This window comes from Streptomyces racemochromogenes, assembly GCF_044129415.1.
Taxonomy (GTDB): Bacteria; Actinomycetota; Actinomycetes; order Streptomycetales; family Streptomycetaceae; genus Streptomyces; species Streptomyces racemochromogenes_A.
In genome coordinates this window covers 1-6,002 of sequence record NZ_JBBDHD010000230.1, presented here as the reverse complement: position 1 = coordinate 6,002, position 6,002 = coordinate 1, and the positions used below count along the sequence as shown (strand labels likewise).

Here is a 6,002-nt window from a genome sequence, read left to right as displayed (position 1 = left end):
CCCCCCCCCCCCCCCCCCCCCCCCCCCCCCCCCCCCCCCCCCCCCCCCCCCCCCCCCCCCCCCCCCCCCCCCCCCGCAGCCCGACGCCACCGCCACCGCCCTCGACGGCGCCCGCGGCGCGGACGTCGACGGCGTCCCCGTGCACGCCATCCGCCTGCGCGGCCTGCTGGCCCACCAGGAGGTGCTGCTCGGCGGCGAGGGCGAGACCCTGACGATCCGTCACGACTCCCTGCACCACAGCAGTTTCATGCCGGGCATCCTGCTCGGCGTGCGCCGCGTGACGCAGACCCCGGGCCTTACCTTCGGCCTGGAAAACTTCCTCGACCTCGGCTGATGAGGCAGTAGCACCATGCGCGCGAAGATCACCTACTTCCTCACGGCCGCCGTCCTGGTCGTCTACTTCGTCCTGGTCGGCAGCCGGGGCCTGATGCTGATCGAGCAGGGCACCTGGCTCACCGTCTCCTTCGGTGCCGCCGTACTGGTCCTGCCGGTCATCGGCATCTGGTTCCTCTGGATGAACACCCGGTTCGTCACCCGCGCCAACCAGCTCGCCGCCGAACTGGAGGCCGAGGGCGGCCTGCCCGTCGACGAGCTGGAACGCGACCAGTACGGCCGGATCCTGCGGGACTCCGCCGACGAGGTCTTCGCGCGCCGCAAGGCCGAGACCGAGGACGCGCCGGGGGACTGGCGCACCTGGTTCCGCCTCGCCGTCGCCTACCACGATGCCCGCGACACCCCGCGGGCCCGCAAGGCCATGCAGCGGGCCATCGCCCTGCACCAGGCGCACGCCAACGCGTAGCCGCGCCCCCGGGCCGCCGGCGCGCGAACGGAAGGGCCCGTACGGGACGATCCCCGTACGGGCCCTCGTGGCGTTCCCCGGACCGTCAGGCGGGCACGGCCCGGTACTCCTCGGCCCACGCCTCCACCAGGTCGGCAGCCCGGTCGAAGGCCTCGGCGCGCGAGAGGAAGTCGGCGCTGTGGTCGGTCAGCAACACCGGGAGCTCCGCACCGCCGCGCCCGGCCACCGTCAGCGCCTGCCCCTGCACGGTCCTCGGCAGCCCCAGCCACCGCACCGGCTGCTGGACCTTCCTGACCGCCTCGACCTCGCTCCAGGCGATCGAGCGGGTGGTGAAGAACCCGACGTGCCGCAGCCCGCCGGGGCTCACCCAGACGCCCGCGCGCAGGATCCGCAGCGCCGACCCGATCACGGCGAGTGAGGCGGCCGCCGCCACCAGGGCGCCGGCCCAGGTGCCCGCGAAGGCGATGATGACGGTGGCCAGCAGCATGAAGGCGGAGAGCAGCAGCAGCAGCGCCGCACCGGCCACCCGCCAGGGGCCGGGCCGGTAGGGGCGCCGCCAGCGCTCGGGATCGACATGCGGGAGGGCCTCGTCCTCGTGTGCGTCGAAGACGCCGTCGGCCGTCAGGAAGGGCAGGGGCACGGCTGGACCTCACTCACATGCACGTTCGTTGATCTGTGCCCGTGAGGCTACCGCCCCTCCGAGGCCTCCGACTGCTGCGCCTTGCCGGTGGCCTTGTAGGGCTGCAGGGCGGGCATGCCGAAGAACAGGGAGCCGACGAGCCCCGCCACCACGGTCAGTCCGACCAGACTACGGGCGGTGATCTGGGTCATGCTCAGACTCTCGCGCGGCGGCGGAGTGACATTGCTTCGGAATCGGTCGGCCTCGGCGACGAAGGCGAACGGGACGGGTTCGCGCCGGCGGCGAAACATGGGGCAACACTCCTCTGAGTAGGGGGTCGGTGCGTCTGTCCGGTAAGACGAACGAACGGCCCGATCGGTGCCGGATTCCGGGACATTCGCCGAAATCGGTGGCGCCCCGTCAGACGTCCGGGCGGGCCGGCCCCGGACGGGGCGTGGTCAGGTGGCCGGCGCCGATCGCCGTAGAGTGGGCGCGGCCCTCGAAAGACCCGTTCGGAAGGACTCCGTGTGAGCGAGACCCTCGCCCCCGACCTGAAACCCAGCTTCCGCAGTGATGTGACGGTGGAGCTGGTCAAGCACTCCGCCGCCGACAGCGACGTGCTGTGGGCCGCCCGTGTGTCGACGGCCGGGGAGCAGTCCCTCGACGAGCTCCAGAAGGACCCGGAGCGTTCCAAGGGCCTCATCAACTACCTGATGCGCGACCGCCACGGCAGCCCCTTCGAGCACAACTCGATGACCTTCTTCATCAGCGCCCCGATCTTCGTCTTCCGCGAGTTCATGCGGCACCGCGTGGGCTGGTCCTACAACGAGGAGTCCGGCCGCTACAGGGAGCTCCAGCCGGTCTTCTACGTGCCCGACGCCGAGCGCAAGCTCGTCCAGGAGGGCCGTCCGGGCAAGTACGTCTTCGTCGAGGGCACCGAGGCACAGCAGGAGCTGACCGGCCGGGTGATGGAGGACAGCTACCGCCAGGCCTACGAGGCGTACCAGGAGATGCTCGCGGCCGGTGTGGCGCGCGAGGTCGCCCGTGCGGTCCTGCCGGTCGGCCTGTTCTCGTCGATGTACGCCACGTGCAACGCGCGCTCGCTCATGCACTTCCTCGGCCTGCGCACCCAGCACGAGCTGGCGAAGGTGCCGTCCTTCCCGCAGCGGGAGATCGAGATGGTCGGCGAGAAGATGGAGCAGCACTGGGCGAAGCTCATGCCGCTGACCTACGCGGCCTTCAACGGCAACGGTCGCGTTGCCCCGTAAGGACCGATGCACGCACGGCGTACTGATGTGCTGGGAGAAGTCCCAAGTGTCCGTATTGCGGCGTTTCGGAAAGTTCATCTAGGCTGATCAAACGGACCCGGCACTGCTTGAACCCCCGAGCAGGCAGTGCCGGGATCCAACAGCCGCCCCCCCGCCACCACGGGGGGACCTTCACGACGGATCACCCGTTGACGTCCCCCGAGGGGACACCGCGAGCATGGCAGCGAGTAGCGTGTTACCCATGGCTCCGATCTCGACTCCGCAGACCCCCTTCGGGCGGGTCCTCACCGCCATGATCACGCCGTTTACGGCGGATGGCGCACTCGACCTCGACGGCGCGCAGCGCCTCGCCGTCCACCTGGTGGACGCAGGCAACGACGGCCTGATCATCAATGGCACCACCGGTGAGTCCCCCACGACCACCGACGCGGAGAAAAACGACCTCGTACGAGCCGTACTCGAAGCGGTCGGCGACCGCGCCCACGTCGTGGCCGGAATCGGGACCAACGACACCCGGCACACCCTGGAGCTGGCCCGCCAGGCCGAGCGCACCGGCGCCCACGGCCTCCTCGCGGTCACGCCCTACTACAGCAAGCCGCCGCAGGAAGGCCTCTTCCGGCACTTCACGGCCATCGCCGACGCCACAGAGCTGCCCGTCATGCTCTACGACATCCCCGGCCGCAGCGGCGTCCCGATCAACACGGAAACCCTGGTCAGGCTCGCCGAGCACCCCCGCATCGTCGCCAACAAGGACGCCAAGGGCGACCTCGGCCGCGCCAGCTGGGCCATCGCGCAGAGCGGCCTGGCCTGGTACTCGGGCGACGACATGCTGAACCTGCCCCTCCTGTCGGTCGGCGCCGTCGGCTTCGTCTCCGTCGTCGGCCACGTGGTCGCCCCCGAGCTGCGCGAGATGCTCGAAGCCCACCTCGGCGGCGACGTGCAGAAGGCGACCGAGATCCACCAGAAGCTGCTCCCCGTCTTCACGGGGATGTTCCGCACCCAGGGCGTCATGACCACCAAGGCCGCCCTGGACCTCCAGGGCCTGCCCGCGGGCCCCCTGCGGCTCCCGCTGGTCGGACTGACCGACGAAGAGACGGCCCAGCTCAAGCTCGATCTCGCCGCCGGCGGGGTACAGCTCTGACAACGGACTTCACAACTGAATAAGCAGGACCGAAACAGACAAGAGCAAGTGCACGAATGACATGCGCGCCACGTGCCTGAATGGGGCACGTGGCGCGCGTGGTGAAGGAGAACCTTTGAGCCATCCGCACCCTGAACTGGGCCCGCCGCCGAAGCTCCCCAAGGGCGGCCTGCGGGTCACCCCGCTGGGCGGTCTCGGCGAGATCGGCCGCAACATGACCGTCTTCGAGTTCGACGGCCGCCTCCTGATCGTCGACTGCGGCGTACTGTTCCCCGAGGAGGAGCAGCCGGGCATCGACCTGATCCTCCCGGACTTCACGTCCATCCGGGACCGGCTCGACGACGTCGAGGGCATCGTCCTCACCCACGGCCACGAAGACCACATCGGCGCGGTCCCGTACCTCCTGCGGGAGAAGCCGGACATCCCGCTGATCGGCTCCAAGCTGACGCTGGCGCTCATCGAGGCCAAGCTCCAGGAGCACCGCATCCGCCCCTACACCCTTGAGGTGAAGGAGGGCGAGCGCGAGAACCTCGGGCCCTTCGACTGCGAGTTCATCGCGGTCAACCACTCCATCCCGGACGCCCTGGCCGTCGCGATCCGCACGGGCGCGGGTCTCGTCGTCGCCACCGGCGACTTCAAGATGGACCAGCTCCCGATGGACAACCGCCTCACCGACCTGCACGCCTTCGCGCGCCTGAGCGAGGAGGGCATCGACCTCCTCCTCTCGGACTCGACGAACGCCGAGGTCCCGGGCTTCGTCCCGCCGGAGCGCGACATCTCCAACGTCATCCGCGGGGTCTTCGCGGGTGCCCAGAAGCGGATCATCGTGGCGTCCTTCGCCAGCCACGTGCACCGCATCCAGCAGATCCTGGACGCCGCCCACGAGTACGGCCGCCGGGTCGCCTTCGTCGGCCGTTCCATGGTCCGCAACATGGGCATCGCCCGTGACCTGGGCTACCTGCGGGTCCCGGCCGGCCTCGTCGTCGACGTCAAGACCCTCGACGACCTGCCGGACGACGAGGTCGTGCTGGTCTGCACGGGCTCCCAGGGCGAGCCGATGGCGGCCCTGTCCCGCATGGCCAACCGCGACCACCAGATCCGGATCGTCCCCGGTGACACCGTGATCCTGGCGTCGTCGCTGATCCCGGGCAACGAGAACGCGGTCTACCGCGTGATCAACGGCCTGACCCGCTGGGGCGCCAACGTCGTCCACAAGGGCAACGCCAAGGTCCACGTCTCGGGCCACGCCTCGGCCGGCGAGCTGCTGTACTTCTACAACATCTGCAAGCCGAAGAACCTGATGCCGGTCCACGGCGAATGGCGCCACCTGCGCGCCAACGCCGAGCTCGGCGCCATGACGGGCGTCCCGAAGGACCGCATCGTCATCGCCGAGGACGGCGTGGTCGTCGACCTGATCGACGGCAAGGCCCGCATCTCCGGCAAGGTCCAGGCCGGCTACGTGTACGTGGACGGCCTCTCGGTCGGCGACGTCACCGAGGCCTCCCTCAAGGACCGCCGCATCCTGGGCGACGAGGGCATCGTCTCGGTCTTCGTCGTGGTGGACAGCACCACCGGCAAGGTCGTCAGCGGCCCGAACATCCAGGCCCGCGGCTCCGGCATCGAGGACTCCGCCTTCGCGGCGATCGTCCCGAAGATCGAGGAGGCCATCGCCCGCGCCGCCGCCGACGGCGTGGCCGAGCCGCACCAGATCCAGCAGCTCATCCGCCGTACGGTGGGCAAGTGGGTCTCCGACGGCTACCGCCGCCGCCCGATGATCCTCCCGGTCGTCGTCGAGGTCTGATCCCGGCCACCGCGGTAGCGACATCACCGGAGCGGGGCAACCGGATTTGCATCCGGGGGCCCCGCTCCAGTAAGTTGACGACTCCACCCCGCACGGAACGGCGCACACACGTGTGCCCGCACCGGTCTGCCGGGGAGGGTGGGAAACCAGACCGGGGAAACCTGATAAAGTCTGTCCCGCCCGAAAGGGAAAGGCCCCCCGAAGGCCATCAGAATTCGAATCCAGACCGGAAACGGAACGGAAAAGAGTCTGATAGAGTCGGAACCGCCGGAAAGGGAAAGCGCGAAAGCGAAGGATCTGGAAAGCGAGCGAGAAAGACTCTGATAGAGTCTGAATCGCAAGAACGAAAGCCCGGAGGAAAGCCCGAGAGGGTG

The 6,002-nt window shown here is 69.6% G+C and carries 6 protein-coding genes and 1 pseudogene; 5 read left to right on the top strand and 2 right to left on the bottom strand.

The window, feature by feature from the left end; genetic code table 11:
* Positions 1-73: 73 nt before the first annotated feature.
* Positions 74-334: pseudogene (locus WDV06_RS35920) on the top strand (dihydrodipicolinate reductase C-terminal domain-containing protein); the annotation flags it as partial.
* A 15-nt stretch (positions 335-349) separates the two neighbouring features.
* Positions 350-799 (top strand): hypothetical protein, encoded by a 450-nt coding sequence (locus tag WDV06_RS35915; protein ID WP_395514011.1) that lies wholly within the window; start codon positions 350-352, stop codon positions 797-799.
* Positions 800-884: 85 nt separating this feature from the next.
* Here the strand turns inward: WDV06_RS35915 and WDV06_RS35910 are convergent, their stop codons facing one another.
* Both WDV06_RS35910 and WDV06_RS35905 read right to left on the bottom strand, forming a co-directional pair.
* Entirely contained in the window at positions 885-1,439 is a 555-nt protein-coding gene (locus tag WDV06_RS35910; RefSeq protein ID WP_395514010.1) for a hypothetical protein, read from the bottom strand.
* Between the two features lie 47 nt (positions 1,440-1,486).
* Entirely contained in the window at positions 1,487-1,729 is a 243-nt protein-coding gene (locus WDV06_RS35905) for a hypothetical protein (protein ID WP_395514009.1), read from the bottom strand.
* A 216-nt stretch (positions 1,730-1,945) separates the two neighbouring features.
* Between WDV06_RS35905 and thyX the strand changes: the two genes are divergently transcribed.
* The 3 genes from thyX (at position 1,946) to WDV06_RS35890 (ending at position 5,628) form a co-directional block, all read left to right on the top strand.
* On the top strand, positions 1,946-2,686 hold the full coding sequence (thyX, locus tag WDV06_RS35900) for an FAD-dependent thymidylate synthase (protein ID WP_395514008.1): 741 nt from the start codon (positions 1,946-1,948) through the stop codon (positions 2,684-2,686).
* A 241-nt stretch (positions 2,687-2,927) separates the two neighbouring features.
* On the top strand, positions 2,928-3,827 hold the full coding sequence (dapA, locus tag WDV06_RS35895) for a 4-hydroxy-tetrahydrodipicolinate synthase (RefSeq protein ID WP_395514007.1): 900 nt from the start codon (positions 2,928-2,930) through the stop codon (positions 3,825-3,827).
* A 115-nt stretch (positions 3,828-3,942) separates the two neighbouring features.
* The gene (locus WDV06_RS35890; protein WP_395514006.1) at positions 3,943-5,628 is read left to right on the top strand and encodes a ribonuclease J; all 1,686 of its coding nucleotides are present in this window, start codon (positions 3,943-3,945) and stop codon (positions 5,626-5,628) included.
* The last annotated feature ends 374 nt before the right edge of the window (positions 5,629-6,002 follow it).

Coding starts and splice junctions, on each gene's coding strand:
- WDV06_RS35915 (WP_395514011.1), top strand. CDS start 350: ATGCGCGCGAAGATCACCTACTTCCTCACGGCCGCCGTCCTGGTCGTC.
- WDV06_RS35905 (WP_395514009.1), bottom strand. CDS start 1,729: ATGTTTCGCCGCCGGCGCGAACCCGTCCCGTTCGCCTTCGTCGCCGAG.
- dapA (WP_395514007.1), top strand. CDS start 2,928: ATGGCTCCGATCTCGACTCCGCAGACCCCCTTCGGGCGGGTCCTCACC.